The sequence below is a fragment of the Pseudomonas sp. OTU750018 genome (assembly GCF_011636575.1).
Lineage (GTDB): Bacteria > Pseudomonadota > Gammaproteobacteria > Pseudomonadales > Pseudomonadaceae > Aquipseudomonas > Aquipseudomonas peli.
The window spans coordinates 1,524,250-1,539,518 of the sequence record NZ_JAAPAU010000001.1 but is presented as its reverse complement, the minus strand read 5'-3'; the positions used below and the strand labels follow the sequence as shown (position 1 = coordinate 1,539,518).

Here is a 15,269-nt window from a genome sequence, read left to right as displayed (position 1 = left end):
CGACCTGCTAAGCACTGCTGGCAGCATGTCGCAAAGGACGCAGGCTGTCTGCCGACCTGATCCATTTTTGCACAGCCGCTATGGACTGCCTTAGTGCAGGCGGCGATCAGGCGCGCTTGAGGGTTTTCACGCCTTCTGCGGTGCCGAGCAACAGTAGGTCAGCTGGGCGTGCAGCGAACAGGCCGTTGGTGACCACGCCGACGATGGCGTTGATCTGGCTTTCCAGCTCCACCGGGTTGGTGATCGACAGGTTGAACACGTCGAGGATGATATTGCCGTTGTCGGTCACCACGCCTTCGCGGTACACCGGATCGCCGCCGAGTTTGACCAACTGGCGGGCGACGTGGCTGCGCGCCATCGGGATTACTTCCACCGGCAGTGGGAAGGCGCCGAGGACTGGCACCAGCTTGCTGGCGTCGGCGATGCAAATAAAGGTCTGCGCCACGGCCGCAACGATCTTCTCGCGGGTCAGGGCCGCGCCACCGCCCTTGATCAGGTTGAGGTGCTCGTCGCTTTCATCGGCGCCATCAACATAGAACTCCAGGTCGCTGACGGTGTTCAGCTCATACACCGCAATACCATGGCCCTTGAGGCGTGCGGCGGTGGCTTCGGAACTGGCCACAGCGCCGTCGAACTCCATCTTGTGCTTGGCCAGGGCATCGATAAAACAGTTGGCAGTGGAGCCGGTGCCGACACCGATCACACTCTTGGCGTCGAGTTTGGGGAGAATAAAGTCGACGGCAGCCTGGGCGACGGCTTGCTTGAGTTGATCCTGATTCATCTTTAGGCCTGGAGTGGGAGTGATTGAAAGGCGCGAATTATAGCCTGACTGAAGCGCCAGGGGGCCGCTGGCCGGGAAAACCCTGTGGCTTGTATGGTCGTTCGGCGCGGCGCTGGGGTAGACTCGCTGACTCTCTGAAAAGCCGCCTGCGATCCCGCCATGCTCGAACAGTACGTCAAGAAAATCCTCACCTCGCGCGTCTATGACGTGGCGGTGGAAACCCCGCTGCAAGCCGCTAACCAGCTTTCCGAGCGCCTGGGCAACCAGATTCTGCTCAAGCGTGAAGACCTGCAGCCGGTGTACTCGTTCAAGATTCGCGGTGCCTACAACAAACTGGCGCAGCTTTCGACTGAGGAGCTGGCGCGCGGTGTGGTGACCGCCTCGGCCGGCAACCATGCCCAGGGCCTGGCGCTGGCGGCCAAAGTGCTGGGGGTCAAGGCGACCATCGTGATGCCCAAGACCACCCCGGAAATCAAAGTGCAGGGCGTACGCTCACGCGGCGGCAAGGTGGTGCTGCACGGCGACAGCTTCCCGGAAGCACTGGCTTACTCGCTGAAGCTGGTCGATGAGAAGGGCTACATCTATATCCATCCCTATGATGACCCGCACACCATTGCCGGGCAGGGCACCATTGCGATGGAAATCCTCCGTCAGCAACCGGGGACGATCGACGCGATCTTCGTGCCGGTGGGCGGCGGCGGGCTGATTGCGGGTATCGCCGCCTATGTCAAATACCTGCGTCCAGAGATCAAGGTCATCGGTGTTGAACCGGACGATTCCAATTGCCTGCAGGCCGCGATGGCCGCCGGTGAACGTGTGGTGCTGTCGCAGGTTGGGCTGTTTGCCGATGGCGTGGCCGTGGCGCAGATCGGTCAGCACACCTTTGATGTGTGCAAGGACCATGTTGACGAGGTGATCACCGTCAGCACCGACGAGATCTGTGCGGCGATCAAGGACATCTACGACGACACCCGTTCGATCACCGAACCGGCCGGTGCGCTGAGCGTGGCTGGGATCAAGAAGTATGTGGAGCGCGAGGGCTGCAGTGGGCGCGTGCTGGTGGGCATCGACTCGGGGGCCAACGTCAACTTCGACCGTCTGCGCCACGTTGCTGAACGCGCCGAACTGGGCGAGAAGCGTGAAGCGATCATCGCCGTGACCATCCCCGAGCAACCGGGTAGCTTCAAGGCGTTCTGCGAAGCCATCGGCAAGCGGCAGATCACCGAGTTCAACTACCGCTATCACGAAGATAAGGAGGCGCACATCTTTGTCGGCGTGCAAACCCACCCGGAAAGTGACCCGCGTGCCGCGCTGGTTCAGGGTCTGCGCGACCAGGGCTTCCCGGTATTGGACCTGACTGACAACGAACTGGCCAAGTTGCATATCCGTCATATGGTCGGCGGTCATGCGGCAGCGGTGCCGGATGAGTGCGTTTACCGCTTCGAGTTTCCTGAGCGTCCGGGTGCATTGTTCAATTTCTTACAGAAATTAGGTGGGCGCTGGAACATCTCGATGTTCCACTATCGCAATCACGGCGCGGCCGATGGTCGAGTGGTCGCGGGCCTGCAGGTGCCGCAGACCGAGCGCCATTTGGTGCCAGCGGCGCTGGAAGCCATCGGCTATCCCTACTGGGATGAGAGCGATAACCCGGCGTACAAACTCTTTCTTGGATAAGCCGGAAACCCGGTAGGACTGAAACAATGGAACATTACCCATTGCTGAAAATGCTGCATATGCTGCCCGGCATCCTCTTGCTGGTTGGGGTGCTGGTGCATCTGTTTATGTTATGGAAGGCCTCGCGTGGCGGTGATGCCGCCATCTTGCAGCGCAAGCTGAAACGCACCCGCTTGATCAGCATGCCGGTGCTCGGCCTGCTGGCCCTGAGCCTGCCGGTAACCGGCTGGTTGCTGGTTGACCTGATCGGTTTGCCGCTGAGCCAAACTTGGCTGCTGCTTAGCAGCGTGCTGTTTGGTGTGTTGATGGTTGCTGGGTTGCTGCTGGCGGGCCGCCTGAGCACCTGGCAAGCCCTTAATGGCGCGCCAGCACCCAAGCGCCTGCTGGGGTTCTGCGCGGCCTATGCCGGGCTGATCGTGTTGTTGTTGCTGGTGATCATGGGGTTGATGGGCGCCAAGCCAGCTTGATCAATACCGCAATAAAAAACGCCGCCTGATCAGGCGGCGTTTTTTATTGCAGCCAGTTTAGCGTAGCGAGATCACCGGCCAGCCGCGCTTTTCTGCTTCGGCGCGCAGGTTTGGATCGGGGTCGACGGCGAAGGGGTGAGTGACTTGCTCCAGCAGGGGCAGGTCGTTCATTGAGTCACTGTAGAAGTAACTGTCGTTAAGGTTAAGGCCGCTTTCCGCCAACCAGCGGTTAAGGCGGGTGACCTTGCCTTCCTTGAAGCACGGCACGTCGGTGGTGCGTCCGGTGTAGCGGCCGTCGGCCATTTCACATTCGGTGGCCAGCAGGGTGTCGACCCCAAGGCGCGCAGCAATCGGCGCGGTGACGAAGCGGTTGGTGGCGGTGATGATCAACAGCTTGTCGCCGGCTTCGCGGTGCTCGGCCAGCAGCGCTTCACCTTTGGCAAGGATGATCGGCTCGACGCAGTCGCGCATAAACTCGCGGTGCCACTGCTCCAGCTGCACCATTTCCGTGCGGCCGAGGATTTCCAGGCTGAAGTTCAGGTAGTCGGTGATGTTCAGGCGGCCGGCCAGATAGTCCTGATAGAAGTCATCGTTGCGCGCCTTATAGGCAATCCCGTCGAGGATGCCGCGCTCACACAGGTAGTCCCCCCAGGCGTGATCGCTGTCGCCGCCGAGCAGGGTGTTGTCGAGATCGAATAAAGCCAAACGCACGGGAGCACCTTTGATTGCCAGCTACGAAAGGCGGCCAGAATAACGGCTTTTATAGGTCATTCCTATTACGCGCCCCGCTCGCGTTGCTGCTGCCGCGGCCTTTGTGGAACAATGCCCGCATGTCTTAAATTCAGGCGTTTACGAGGTTGTGTGCCGTGATCGATTCCGATGGTTTTCGCCCGAATGTCGGCATCATTCTGACCAATGATGTCGGCCAGGTGCTGTGGGCGCGTCGGATAAACCAGGATGCTTGGCAGTTCCCGCAGGGCGGGATCAATGACCATGAGTCGCCGGAAGAAGCGCTGTACCGCGAATTGAACGAAGAAGTTGGCCTTGAACAGCAGGATGTGAAAATTCTCGCCTGCACCCGAGGCTGGTTGCGTTATCGTCTGCCTCAGCGCCTGGTGCGCACGCACAGCCAGCCGCTGTGCATCGGGCAGAAACAGAAGTGGTTCCTCCTGCGTTTGACTGGCGCAGAGGATCGGGTGCGCATGGACCTGACCGGTAAGCCGGAGTTCGACGGCTGGCGCTGGGTCAGTTACTGGTACCCGCTGGGCCAGGTGGTGACATTCAAGCGCGAGGTTTACCGTCGCGCCCTCAAGGAACTCGCTCCGCGCCTCTTGGCGCGGGACTGACACAGGCTAGAGCCAAGTATGCTCAATACGCTGCGCAAGATTGTCCAGGAAGTAAATGCCGCCAAGGACCTCAAGGCGGCGCTGGGCATTATCGTGCAGCGAGTGCGCGAGGCTATGGGCAGCCAGGTCTGCTCGGTCTACCTGCTGGACCCTGAAAGCAATCGCTTTGTGCTGATGGCCACCGAGGGCTTGAACAAGAAAGCCATCGGCAAGGTCAGCATGGCCCCCAACGAGGGCTTGGTCGGCCTGGTCGGCACCCGCGAAGAGCCGCTCAACCTCGAACACGCTTCCGAACACCCACGCTACCGCTACTTTGCCGAAACCGGCGAGGAGCGTTACGCCTCATTTCTCGGTGCGCCGATCATTCACCACCGCAAGGTGATGGGTGTATTGGTCATCCAGCAGAAAGAACAGCGCCAGTTCGACGAAGGCGAAGAAGCCTTCCTGGTGACCATGAGCGCCCAGCTCGCCGGGGTTATCGCCCACGCCGAGGCCACCGGTTCGATCCGCGGCCTGGGTCGGCAGGGCAAGGGCATTCAGGAAGCCAAATTCATCGGCGTACCCGGCTCGCCTGGCGCAGCCGTGGGCACCGCAGTGGTGGTCCTGCCGCCGGCTGATCTGGAAGTGGTGCCGGATAAGACCGTCGACGACATCGCCGCCGAGCTGGCCCTGTTCAATGATGCTCTGGAAGGCGTACGCAGCGACATGCGCGCGTTGTCGGCGAGAATGGCCACGCAGCTGCGCCCGGAAGAGCGCGCGCTGTTCGACGTCTACCTGATGATGCTGGAAGACGCCGCCCTGGGTAACGAGGTGGTCAAGGTCATTCGCACCGGCCAGTGGGCCCAGGGCGCACTGCGTCAGGTGATTGGCGAGCACATCAATCGTTTTGAGCTGATGGACGACGCCTACCTGCGTGAGCGCGCCAGCGATGTCAAAGACCTCGGTCGACGCCTGCTCGCCTACCTGCAGCAGGCCCGTCAGCAGACCTTGGTGTACCCGGACAACTGCATTCTGGTCAGCGAAGAGCTGTCGCCGGCGATGCTTGGCGAAGTGCCGGAAGGCAAGCTGGTTGGCCTGGTTTCGGTGCAGGGCTCGGGTAACTCGCATGTGGCCATCTTTGCGCGGGCCATGGGTATTCCCACGGTCATGGGCGTGGTCGACCTGCCGTATTCGAAGATCGACGGCATTCAGCTGATCGTCGACGGCTACCACGGTGAGGTGTTCACCAACCCGAGCGAAGTGTTGCGCAAGCAATACGCCGAAGTGGTCGAGGAAGAGCGCCAGCTGGCGCAGGGTCTTGATGCACTGCGCGCCTTGCCGTGCGAAACCCTTGACGGCCACCGTATGCCGCTGTGGGTCAACACCGGCCTGCTTGCTGATGTAAAGCGCGCCCAGGAGCGCGGTGCCGAAGGCGTTGGTCTGTACCGCACTGAAGTGCCGTTTATGATCAAGGAGCGCTTCCCCAGCGAGAAAGAGCAGCTGGCGATCTATCGCGAGCAGCTGGCCGCCTTCCACCCGCTGCCGGTGACCATGCGCAGCCTGGATATCGGCGGTGACAAGGCGTTGAGCTATTTCCCGATCAAGGAAGACAACCCCTTCCTCGGTTGGCGCGGTATCCGCGTCACCCTCGACCACCCGGAAATCTTCCTGGTGCAGACCCGCGCCATGCTTAAGGCCAGCGAAGGGTTGAATAACCTGCGCATTCTGCTGCCGATGATTTCCGGGATTCAGGAGCTGGAAGAGGCGCTGCACCTTATTCACCGTGCCTGGGGCGAAGTGCGCGATGAAGGCACCGACGTGCCGCTGCCGCCTGTCGGTGTGATGATTGAGATCCCCGCAGCGGTCTATCAGGTGCGCGAACTGGCACGCCAAGTCGATTTCCTCTCGGTCGGCTCGAATGACCTGACCCAATACCTGTTAGCCGTGGACCGTAACAACCCGCGCGTCGCCGACCTCTATGACTTCCTCCACCCGGCAGTCTTGCAGGCGCTGCGCCTGGTAGTGGCCGGAGCCCACGCCGAAGGCAAACCGGTGAGTATCTGTGGCGAAATGGCCGGTGATCCGGCGTGCGCGGTGTTGCTGATGGCGATGGGCTTCGATGGCTTGTCGATGAACGCCACCAACCTGCCCAAGGTGAAATGGCTGCTGCGGCAGATCAGCCTGGGCAAAGCCCAGGAGCTGCTTGGCCAAGTGATGAACATCGACAACCCACAGGTGATTCACAGCACCCTGCAGCTGGCCCTGCGCAACCTCGGCCTGGGTCGGATGATCAATCCGGCGTCAGATATTCAGGCGTGAGTGCTCGCGGCTCATGCTGACGCTCGCCGCAACCCCTATGCAATTGCGCCAACTGGCCACGCTGCGGCTGTCGGCAGCCAGCGCGTTGGTCTGTCAGGGGCATAGTTTCTGGGTGTTGGCCGACGATGCGCTGGTGCTGCAGCGCTACAGCCTGAGCGGCGACTGGCAGGCCGAGCTGACTCTGCTCCCCTGCGAATTACCCAGCGATGCCAAGCTGCGCAAGCGCCTAAAGCCCGACTTCGAAGCCTTGATGTCATTGCCCGCTGACAGCCTGTTGGCGTTAGGTTCCGGTTCCACCGAACGCCGCTGTCGCGGTTGTCTGGTTGAGGCCGGTAATGTGCGCGTGATCGACCTTAATCCCTTGTACCGGGCGCTCGCTGAGCACTTTCAGGACCTGAATATCGAAGGCGGCGTGGTCTATCACCAGCAGGTGCTGCTGGCCCAGCGCGGCAATGGTCGCGGCCGAGAAAACGCCCTGGTGCTGCTCGATTTGCCGCAGGTGCTGCGCGATCTACAGGACGGACAACTGAGTGCCGCTGCATTGCAGCAGATCGTGCCGCTGCAATTACCGGAGCTGGACGGTGTGCAATTGAGCATCACCGATCTCAGCGTGGCGCCCAGTGGCGCGCTGTATTTCACGGCATCGGCGGAAGCTACTGATTCCAGCTACCTGGACGGTGCCTGCGTTGGCAGCGTGCTTGGGCGGCTGGGCGCGCAACTGAATATCGTCGCGCTGAGCCGTTTGGCGCCAGTGGTGAAGATCGAAGGGCTGACCTTTCAGGCCGATGGTCGACCCCTGCTGGTGGCGGATGCCGACGACCCGGCGATTGCCGCGCCGCTGTTTACCTTGGATGAGCTCAGCGAACCTGTACACAGCGACTGAGCGGCCTCAACAGGGAACGAGCACCTCACCCAGATAACTGCCATGGCTGCCGAACGTGCGTTCGGTGAGCGTGCGGCTGCCGTCGGCATTCACAATCAAGGCGGTGCTGGCGCGCGTGCCGTAGCTGGCGCTGGCAATAAACACGCTGGAAAGCAGGCGTTCGCCGGTTAGGCCGATACCGGTTTGCGGCAGCTCTGCGTCCGCCGCACCGGTGGGGTCGGCCAACAGTTTGAGCAATATCTGTGGGTTGGCTTCATGCAGGCCATTGCTCAGGGCCTGCTTGGCCCGCTGCAGCTTGGGCCAGGGCGTATTCAGGTCGGCATTCGACAGGCCGTGTACGCCTTCCGCCAAGGGCGTGGCGTTCCCGGTATGGGAGTTGAAGTGCCAGAGTTGCTGAGGGTCACCCAGCAGCAGGTTAAAGCCGCTGTAGTGGTGCCGCTGCTCGTGCAGGTCTTGTAGAAATGTGTCGATGCTGCGGTCGCCACTGAGAAAGGCCGCCGGTAGCTCGCCACGAGAGCGGCTGCCTAATGCCTGGCCGGGTGCGCGAATATTGGTCAGTGCGGCAAAGCGTCCGCCCGGACCGACACCCAGCCAGGTACCTCCGGCTTGCAGATCGCGCCCGGCAATCAGTCCCGGTCTGTCGGGCCATTCGGCCAGGGGTTGGCTCGGGCGGGCATAGAACTCATCGCGGTTGGCGGCCACCAGCAGCGGTTGGGCATGGCCCGGTCGCCAGGCCAGGACGATCAGGCACATGATCAACTCCCTAATTTCGCCAGCACGCCGGCATTGTCCAGCTCCTGGCCCATGTGCAGGCGTACCTTGCGCGCGCCGCAGCCGAGGCCAAGTTCCAGCAGAATGCGTTCTTCAACCTGAGACAAACCGCCCTCCAGGCGTTCCAGCGGTTGAATCAGCAGTTGCGGTGGTCGGCTCAGACGCAGGAAGCGATGGGGCAACAGGGCCGTGATCCCGCCCAGCAGCAGGTGTTGTGCTGCCGCAAAATCTGCCACCAACAGGCGTGGGTTGCTGAACGCAGGGTCCGCTTGCAAGTGCAGTACGCGGCCACTCTGCAGATGCGTCAGGTGCATCTGGTTACAGCTCAGCTTCAGGTACAGGGTCGGGCGCATGCTGGTCTATTCCACAGGCGATGCAGGCACTTTACGCAAAGCCAGGACGGACATCCATCGCCCAAAGTAGAGTCCGGCCCTGTGCATCCGTTACCATGCCGGATTGTTTGCGGGGGTGCTGATGGAACTGCTGCTGTATTTGGTCCTGGGGGCTGCCGCCGGAACGCTTGCCGGGTTATTCGGGGTGGGCGGCGGCATTATCATCGTGCCGGTGCTGGTGTTGAGTTTTGCTGCGCAGGGCTTTGATCCGATGATTCTGACCCACCTGGCGGTCGGTACGTCGCTTGCGACGATCATCTTCACCTCGATCAACTCGGTGCTGGAACACCAGCGTAAAGGCGCCGTGTTGTGGCCGGTATTTGCCTGGATGACCCTGGGCATTCTGCTCGGTGCCGGGTTGGGCGCAATGACTGCAGCGGCGATTCAGGGGCCCCTGCTACAGAAGATCATCGGCGTGTTTGCGATCATTATTGCCGTGCAAATGGCCCTGGAACTGAAACCCAAAGCCAGCCGCACTGTCCCAGGCAAGCCGGCGCTGACCCTGGCCGGTGGCGTGATTGGCTGGGCCTCGGCGATTTTCGGGATTGGCGGCGGTTCGCTGACTGTGCCATTCCTGACTTGGCGCAGCGTTGCGATGCAGCAGGCGGTGGCCACGTCTTCGGCCTGCGGTTTGCCGATTGCGATAGCCAGCGCCCTGAGTTTTATCTGGCTGGGCTGGGATAAACCCGCGCTGCCAGAGTGGAGCCTGGGCTTTGTCTACCTGCCGGCGTTGGTCGGCATTGCGATCCCCAGCATGTACTTTGCTCGTGTCGGCGCACGCTTGGCGCACAAGCTGTCGCCGCGCCTGCTCAAGCGTCTGTTTGCCCTGCTGCTGTTTAGCGTGGGCCTGAGTTTCCTCGTTTAAGGAGTTTTTGATGCTGCCTTACCCGCAGATCGACCCAGTTGCGCTGGCCCTTGGCCCACTGAAAATCCATTGGTACGGCCTGATGTACCTGATCGGCATCGGCGGCGCTTGGTGGCTGGCCTCGCGCCGGGTCAACGCCTTCGCGCCGACTTGGAGCAAGGAGAAGCTCTCCGATCTGGTGTTCTGGGTCGCCATGGGCGTGATCCTCGGTGGCCGCCTGGGGTACGTGCTGTTCTACGATTTGGCCGCCTATATCGCCGAACCGGTGCGCATGCTGCGTATCTGGGAAGGCGGCATGTCGTTCCACGGCGGGTTGATCGGCGTGATGCTGGCCACCTGGTGGTTCGGCAAGCGCAACAACAAGAGCTTCTTCGAGCTGATGGATTTTATCGCCCCGTTGGTGCCGATTGGCCTGGGGGCCGGGCGTATCGGCAATTTCATCAACGCCGAACTCTGGGGCAAGGCCACCGACGTGCCATGGGCGATGATCTTCCCCACCGACCCGCAGCAACTGGCACGCCACCCCTCGCAGCTGTACCAGTTTGCCTTGGAGGGCGTGGCGCTGTTCACCATCCTCTGGTTCTACTCGCGCAAGCCGCGCCCGACCATGGCCGTTTCCGGCATGTTTGCCATGTGCTACGGAATCTTCCGCTTTATCGTCGAATTCGTCCGCGTGCCGGATGCTCAGCTGGGTTACCTGGCAGGCGGCTGGTTGACCATGGGCCAGGTACTCTGCGTGCCGATGATCCTCGGTGGCCTGGGTCTGATCGCCTATGCCTACAAGCGCCAGGCGGCGCAGGAGGCCGTGCAATGAAACAGTACCTCGACCTGATGCGCCTGGTGCGTGAGAGCGGCACCTTCAAGAGTGACCGTACTGGCACTGGCACCTACAGTATTTTTGCCCATCAGATGCGCTTCAACCTGGCCGACGGCTTCCCGCTGGTGACCACCAAGAAGTGCCACCTGAAATCCATCATCCACGAGCTGCTGTGGTTCCTTCAGGGCGACACCAACATCAAGTACCTGAAGGACAATGGTGTGCGTATCTGGGACGAGTGGGCCGACGAGAACGGCGATCTTGGCCCGGTGTACGGCTACCAGTGGCGCAGCTGGCCGGCGCCGAACGGCGAGTCGATCGACCAGATCAGCAAGTTGATCGAGATGATCAAGAAGAACCCCGACTCGCGCCGCCTGATTGTCTCCGCCTGGAACCCGGCGCTGGTCGAGCAGATGGCCTTGCCGCCATGTCATGCGCTGTTCCAGTTCTATGTGGCCGACGGCAAGTTGAGCTGCCAGCTGTACCAACGCTCCGCGGATATCTTCCTCGGGGTGCCGTTCAATATCGCCAGCTACGCGCTGCTGACCCTGATGGTCGCGCAGGTCTGCGGTCTGCAGCCCGGTGACTTCATCTGGACTGGCGGCGACTGCCACCTGTACGCCAACCATATCGAGCAGACCGACCTGCAGCTGAGCCGTGAGCCGCTGCCGCTGCCGGTGATGAAGCTCAATCCCGAGGTGAAGGACCTGCTGGCGTTCAAGTTTGAGGACTTCGATTTGGTCGGCTACCAGGCGCATCCGCATATTCCGGCGCCTGTCGCGGTCTGATCGTTAATCGCGGCCATGGCCGCGATGTCTCAGAGCTAGAGCAACTCCGCCGCCAACTGCTGCACCTGCTCCTGCCTGTCGCCGTCTTCCAGCGTCGCGCCGGGGTTGAGCGATGACCATTCCGGGTGCGCGCGGGCTTTGTGCAGGGCCTCCGGTAGTTTGCCTTCGCGCCAGCTGGTGTCTTGCGGCGTACTCAGGTTGATGGCCTCGACTGCCGCATGGCCACGGGCTTCCAGTGCTTGCAGTAGCAGCTGTTGACGCAGCGCGAGCAGGCGCAGCACGGCGTCGTCCACGGTCAGCTCGCGTTGGCCCTTGAGTTTGCCTTTCAGCCGCGCGCCATAGCCGCGCAGGGTCTGCGCGCTGCCGCCGAGCACGGCGCCGATCAGCGCCGCCGCGCCGAGGGTAATGCCGCCGACCAACAGATCGACGCCCACCCCGGTGGCCGCGCCCGCCGCCATGCCTCCGCCGATATTGATGCCGAGTTGCTTGAGGGTTTCTGGGTTGAACAGGTCGTCGCCCCAGCGTCCGTCGAGCAAGGGCAGGTCGCCGGCCTTGGCGTCGTCCTGGCGGAAGGCGTACAGGCGCAGCAGGGCTTCCACGCAGCGTTGCTCGCGTTGTCGAATGGTTTGATGCAGTTCGCGGATGGCGCCTTGTTCCAGCACGGCTTGCGCCGCCACGCTACGGCGGCAGGCGGCGCAGTCCAGCAGCAGTTCGGCGATCAGCCGCGCACCGCTGCTTTTGCGCAATTGGCGTTGCGCCAGGTGATCGTCAATTAGCCGTTGCAGTTGCGGGCGGGCTTTTTCCTGCAGCAGCGCCAGGCTGTCGTACAGGCGACGCTCGCCATCCAGCGGCGGCGCCACGCTGTCGAAACACACCAGGGCATGCAGGCCGAGGCGGGCCAGGGCATCGCGCCAATCCTGCTCGCGGTGTTGGCTGCTGCTGACGAAGTTCAGCACCGGCAGCAAGGGCCGGCCGCACATGCTCAGCACCGCTAGCTCATCACGGTATTTGGCCAGCACCGGCTCGCGTGCGTCGATTACATAGAGACCGGCATCCGAGGCCAGCAGCTGGCGCAGTACCTTGGCTTCCTGCTCGAAACGCTGGCGTGCTTCGCTGCCGTCGAGAAAGCGCGCCAGCCTTGCCGGACCGTCCAGGCGTTCGCCGGGGCGATCCAGGCGTTCCAGATAATCGAGCAGGGCAATGGCGTCTTCCAGACCGGGGGTGTCGTACAGCTCCAGCAGCGCCTCGCCGTCCACCGACAGCCGTGCGCCTTCGACGTGGCGGGTGGTGCTGGGGCGATGGGACACCTCGCCGAAGCCGACATCGCGGGTCAGCGTGCGCAGTAGCGAGGTCTTGCCGACATTAGTATGGCCGACCACGGCCAGTTTGAGGGCTTTAGTCATGGCCATGCTCCAGCCAGCTGAACGGTGCACTGTCGCCGTAGCTCAGCTGCAATTGCTCCAGGGCGCGATGCCAGTCGCCCAAACGGGCGCTGTCGAGGGCTTCGCCGGGCGGTGGTGGCAGTAACCAGATCCGTGTGGCGGCTGCGCTGCGCGCCAGTTCGCCGAGCAGTGCCAGGCTGCCGCGATCCGGCGAGCGGCGCGGGTCGCAGGCAATCAGCAGGCGTGCCGGCGGGAAGCGGTTGAGCTGGTCGAGCAGCTGGTTGCGCTGTTCGCGGCTGTCGATCACGCCGGCATCGCCGATGCCCTTGGGTAGCGCGGGTGGCCAGCTGCGTTGCGGGTCCAGCTCGACGGCTACCAGCAACGCGCCCTGGCTGCCTTCGGTAAGGCTGCCGGCCTGCGGCTGATGCAGCTGCGTCGGAGCCTCATCGCATACGCCGAGGCGTTCGCTGCTCGGTTGCAGGCGTTCGCGCAGCAGGCTGTAGCCCGGCAAGCTGAGGTCCAGGCTCAGCGCCGCACAACCGCGGCGCCAGCGCCATAGACAGAGCTGCAGCAGGCCCAGGCGTGGCAGTAGGCCGTAGACCACCAGTACGCCGACCAGCCAGCCGGCCCAGCTAAGCCGAGCGCTTTCGTTGGCCAGAGCGCTGTCGCCGCTGGCGCGAATCAGCTCGGCATCCGGCAGACTAAAACCCACTAGCGCCGGCAGGCTGCCGATGGCTTGGGTCATGGCGATAAAGCTGTCGCCGCCAAGCAGGGTGCTTTCCCAGATAAAGCCATAGCGGCGGGTGGCCAGCAGGGCCAGCAGGGTCAGCAGTGCGGTAAGCAGGGTTAGCAGCCAGAAACCCTGCACCAGCACGCCCAGCCCCCAGCGGCTGAGGCGTTGGCGTTGCAGCATCAACAGCAGGGCGGGGGCCAGTTGTGCGGCTTGGGCGTCGCGGGCGAGCTTGGCGCTCAGCCATAACCACAGATGACCGAGGGCGCCCGCGCTGTCGCGGCTTAGCAGCAGACCCAGCGCCCAGCCCAGCAGCAGAAGCAGGTTCAGCCCGAGCAGGCTGCCCAGGGCCCAGAACACATTGACCGGGCGCAGACCGTCGCCCAGCGCCGCCACTGCCAAGCCGCTGCCGCTGAGGATGGCCAGCAGCACCAGCAACAACCCAGCCAGGCGTGCGCCGTGTAACCAATGCTGCAGCGCCGATACCTGGCCGTCGCGTTCGCCCAGCGACCAGGCACGATTCTGGATGCGCTCAGCGAGTGCCCCACCTTTGGCCTGGGCGCGGCGGTTGGCTTCGCTGTCGTCCAGCGGGCCGGCATGCTCCTCACGCAAGCGAATGGTTTCACTGAGCCAGAGGCGCTGCAGTCGGCTGGGCGTGGGGGGGTTGAGTGGGCTCACGCGGTGTTCCATAGCTGAGTGGAAGCCAGAGCATAACCGTAGCGGCCGGTACATGGCACCGCGGTGCATGCGTGTACTACTGTGGCCAGTCCAGCTAGTCTGTCGTCAGCGGGCGGCTGCATGTATCGATCACCAGCCCCTGAATGCATAACAATAAAAGCGAGTGCCATCGTGAAGTTACCGCATCTGGATTGGGTCAATCAGGATTCGCCCTACCTGCGTCAGCATCAGCAGGGATTTCGTGCGCTGAGTTTTGACGATGAACTTGAGCAGGCGTTCAAGCGCTATCACGCCAATGTGTTCCTACGGCGCATGCGTTGGTCATTGCTGGTGGCGACACTGATGGCGCTGCTGTTTGTGTTGCTGGATGCGATCAACCTGCCGGACCCACTGCGCGGTCGGGTACTTGCCCTACGCCTGGGGGTCATCCAGCCGATGCTGCTCCTGGCCTGGTTGGCCACCTACCGACCGGGTTTGCGTGATCATCTGCAGCTGATCGGCGGCATCGTGGCGTTACTCTCCGGCCTGGCCGTGGCGGGCATCATTGGCCTGGCCCGTTACCACCACTTTGCGCTGCCCTATGAGGGCATCATTCTGGTCACGGTGTTCTTCTACTTCCTCACCGGGTTGCGCTTCACCACTGCGGTGTTGTGTGGCTGGCTGACTTTCTTCGCCTATCTGGCGGTGGAATTGAGCCTGGGGCTGGCAGGCGAATTGCTGCTGAGCAACGCCCTTTTTCTGGCTCTGGCCAACATCATTGGCTCGGTGGGCTGCTATTCCCTCGAGTACGCCACGCGGCAGAACTTCCTGGCCAATGGGCTGCTGCAGGACTTGGCCGAGAAGGATTTCCTCACTGGACTGCTTAACCGTCGCGCTTTCAGTGAGCGTGCCGAGCGCAGCTGGCGTCAGGCGCAGCGCGATAAGCAGGCCCTGGGCGTGGTGATGATGGATGTGGACTTCTTCAAACGTTACAACGACCACTATGGCCACGCGGCCGGCGACGATGCGTTGCGCCAGGTGGCCCGGGTGATCGGCGAGTATGCGCGGCGGCCGCTGGATTGCGCGGCACGTTATGGCGGGGAGGAGTTTGTCGGCGTTTGGTATGGCCTGGAGGAAGCGCAACTGCTGGCGATTCTGCAGGACATTCGCAGCGCCATCGAAGGTCTGGGCCTGACGCATGCTCATTCGGATGCCGCCGGCGTGGTCACGCTGAGCATCGGCATGGCCTACCTGACCCCGCAGCCGCATCAGAGTATGGGCGATGCCTTGCGCCTTGCAGATGTCGCGCTCTACCTGGCCAAGGAGCAGGGACGAAACCGCGTGGTGGGTAAGCGCCAGGATGGTTAAGCGTACTGAGTCTGTTCCGGGGAAGGCTTCAATGATCGCTACGCAGACGG

The 15,269-nt window shown here is 62.6% G+C and carries 15 protein-coding genes; 9 read left to right on the top strand and 6 right to left on the bottom strand.

Annotated elements, in window-relative coordinates:
- Positions 1-106: 106 nt before the first annotated feature.
- Positions 107-781: a ribose-5-phosphate isomerase RpiA gene (gene rpiA / locus HCI85_RS07260; RefSeq protein ID WP_167143555.1), complete on the bottom strand. Its 675-nt coding sequence runs from the start codon at positions 779-781 to the stop codon at positions 107-109.
- 159 nt (positions 782-940) lie between these two features.
- On the opposite strand from rpiA, the gene ilvA reads away from it, so the two are divergent.
- Together ilvA and HCI85_RS07250 are read left to right on the top strand one after the other, a co-directional pair.
- Positions 941-2,455 carry a threonine ammonia-lyase, biosynthetic gene (ilvA, locus tag HCI85_RS07255; RefSeq protein WP_167143552.1) on the top strand — a complete coding sequence of 505 codons (1,515 nt, stop codon included), beginning with the start codon at positions 941-943 and terminating at the stop codon, positions 2,453-2,455.
- A 26-nt stretch (positions 2,456-2,481) separates the two neighbouring features.
- Positions 2,482-2,922 (top strand): DUF2269 family protein, encoded by a 441-nt coding sequence (locus tag HCI85_RS07250; RefSeq protein ID WP_160085849.1) that lies wholly within the window; start codon positions 2,482-2,484, stop codon positions 2,920-2,922.
- A 57-nt stretch (positions 2,923-2,979) separates the two neighbouring features.
- On the opposite strand, the gene HCI85_RS07245 is transcribed toward HCI85_RS07250, so the two are convergent.
- Positions 2,980-3,633, bottom strand: a complete 654-nt coding sequence (locus tag HCI85_RS07245; protein WP_167143549.1) for a histidinol-phosphatase — start codon at positions 3,631-3,633, stop codon at positions 2,980-2,982.
- 155 nt (positions 3,634-3,788) lie between these two features.
- On the opposite strand from HCI85_RS07245, the gene HCI85_RS07240 reads away from it, so the two are divergent.
- Genes HCI85_RS07240 through HCI85_RS07230 form a run of 3 tightly spaced genes read left to right on the top strand, consistent with a single transcriptional unit; the run spans position 3,789 to position 7,449 of the window.
- Positions 3,789-4,268: an RNA pyrophosphohydrolase gene (locus tag HCI85_RS07240; protein ID WP_090251327.1), complete on the top strand. Its 480-nt coding sequence runs from the start codon at positions 3,789-3,791 to the stop codon at positions 4,266-4,268.
- A gap of 18 nt (positions 4,269-4,286) precedes the next feature.
- Positions 4,287-6,566: a phosphoenolpyruvate--protein phosphotransferase gene (ptsP, locus tag HCI85_RS07235; RefSeq protein WP_090250284.1), complete on the top strand. Its 2,280-nt coding sequence runs from the start codon at positions 4,287-4,289 to the stop codon at positions 6,564-6,566.
- 37 nt (positions 6,567-6,603) lie between these two features.
- Positions 6,604-7,449: a DUF6929 family protein gene (locus tag HCI85_RS07230; protein WP_167143546.1), complete on the top strand. Its 846-nt coding sequence runs from the start codon at positions 6,604-6,606 to the stop codon at positions 7,447-7,449.
- 6 nt (positions 7,450-7,455) lie between these two features.
- Here HCI85_RS07230 and HCI85_RS07225 read toward each other — a convergent pair whose 3' ends face one another.
- Both HCI85_RS07225 and HCI85_RS07220 read right to left on the bottom strand, forming a co-directional pair.
- Positions 7,456-8,202 carry an NRDE family protein gene (locus HCI85_RS07225; RefSeq protein ID WP_167143543.1) on the bottom strand — a complete coding sequence of 249 codons (747 nt, stop codon included), beginning with the start codon at positions 8,200-8,202 and terminating at the stop codon, positions 7,456-7,458.
- Positions 8,203-8,204: 2 nt separating this feature from the next.
- Positions 8,205-8,573: a hypothetical protein gene (locus HCI85_RS07220; RefSeq protein WP_167143540.1), complete on the bottom strand. Its 369-nt coding sequence runs from the start codon at positions 8,571-8,573 to the stop codon at positions 8,205-8,207.
- Between the two features lie 121 nt (positions 8,574-8,694).
- Here HCI85_RS07220 and HCI85_RS07215 point away from each other — a divergent pair, with 121 nt between their 5' ends.
- From HCI85_RS07215 to HCI85_RS07205, 3 genes are read left to right on the top strand one after another with little or no spacing between them, the layout of a single operon-like run.
- Entirely contained in the window at positions 8,695-9,477 is a 783-nt protein-coding gene (locus HCI85_RS07215; protein WP_167143537.1) for a sulfite exporter TauE/SafE family protein, read from the top strand.
- A 10-nt stretch (positions 9,478-9,487) separates the two neighbouring features.
- Entirely contained in the window at positions 9,488-10,291 is an 804-nt protein-coding gene (gene lgt / locus HCI85_RS07210) for a prolipoprotein diacylglyceryl transferase (RefSeq protein ID WP_167143534.1), read from the top strand.
- Entirely contained in the window at positions 10,288-11,082 is a 795-nt protein-coding gene (locus tag HCI85_RS07205) for a thymidylate synthase (protein WP_167143531.1), read from the top strand. Before lgt ends, HCI85_RS07205 begins: the two co-directional genes overlap by 4 nt.
- Positions 11,083-11,117: 35 nt before the next feature.
- Here the strand turns inward: HCI85_RS07205 and HCI85_RS07200 are convergent, their stop codons facing one another.
- Both HCI85_RS07200 and HCI85_RS07195 read right to left on the bottom strand, forming a co-directional pair.
- A complete protein-coding gene (locus HCI85_RS07200; RefSeq protein ID WP_167143528.1) occupies positions 11,118-12,485 on the bottom strand; it encodes a DUF3482 domain-containing protein in 1,368 nt (455 codons plus the stop codon).
- On the bottom strand, positions 12,478-13,884 hold the full coding sequence (locus HCI85_RS07195) for a DUF2868 domain-containing protein (RefSeq protein WP_167143525.1): 1,407 nt from the start codon (positions 13,882-13,884) through the stop codon (positions 12,478-12,480). The genes HCI85_RS07200 and HCI85_RS07195 overlap by 8 nt, the downstream gene beginning before the upstream one ends.
- Positions 13,885-14,043: 159 nt before the next feature.
- On the opposite strand from HCI85_RS07195, the gene HCI85_RS07190 reads away from it, so the two are divergent.
- A complete protein-coding gene (locus tag HCI85_RS07190; RefSeq protein WP_167143522.1) occupies positions 14,044-15,219 on the top strand; it encodes a GGDEF domain-containing protein in 1,176 nt (391 codons plus the stop codon).
- Positions 15,220-15,269 lie beyond the last annotated feature (50 nt).

Coding starts and splice junctions, on each gene's coding strand:
- HCI85_RS07250 (WP_160085849.1), top strand. CDS start 2,482: ATGGAACATTACCCATTGCTGAAAATGCTGCATATGCTGCCCGGCATC.
- HCI85_RS07215 (WP_167143537.1), top strand. CDS start 8,695: ATGGAACTGCTGCTGTATTTGGTCCTGGGGGCTGCCGCCGGAACGCTT.
- rpiA (WP_167143555.1), bottom strand. CDS start 781: ATGAATCAGGATCAACTCAAGCAAGCCGTCGCCCAGGCTGCCGTCGAC.
- HCI85_RS07220 (WP_167143540.1), bottom strand. CDS start 8,573: ATGCGCCCGACCCTGTACCTGAAGCTGAGCTGTAACCAGATGCACCTG.
- HCI85_RS07205 (WP_167143531.1), top strand. CDS start 10,288: ATGAAACAGTACCTCGACCTGATGCGCCTGGTGCGTGAGAGCGGCACC.
- HCI85_RS07230 (WP_167143546.1), top strand. CDS start 6,604: ATGCAATTGCGCCAACTGGCCACGCTGCGGCTGTCGGCAGCCAGCGCG.
- HCI85_RS07200 (WP_167143528.1), bottom strand. CDS start 12,485: ATGACTAAAGCCCTCAAACTGGCCGTGGTCGGCCATACTAATGTCGGC.
- HCI85_RS07225 (WP_167143543.1), bottom strand. CDS start 8,202: ATGTGCCTGATCGTCCTGGCCTGGCGACCGGGCCATGCCCAACCGCTG.
- lgt (WP_167143534.1), top strand. CDS start 9,488: ATGCTGCCTTACCCGCAGATCGACCCAGTTGCGCTGGCCCTTGGCCCA.
- ilvA (WP_167143552.1), top strand. CDS start 941: ATGCTCGAACAGTACGTCAAGAAAATCCTCACCTCGCGCGTCTATGAC.
- ptsP (WP_090250284.1), top strand. CDS start 4,287: ATGCTCAATACGCTGCGCAAGATTGTCCAGGAAGTAAATGCCGCCAAG.
- HCI85_RS07195 (WP_167143525.1), bottom strand. CDS start 13,884: ATGGAACACCGCGTGAGCCCACTCAACCCCCCCACGCCCAGCCGACTG.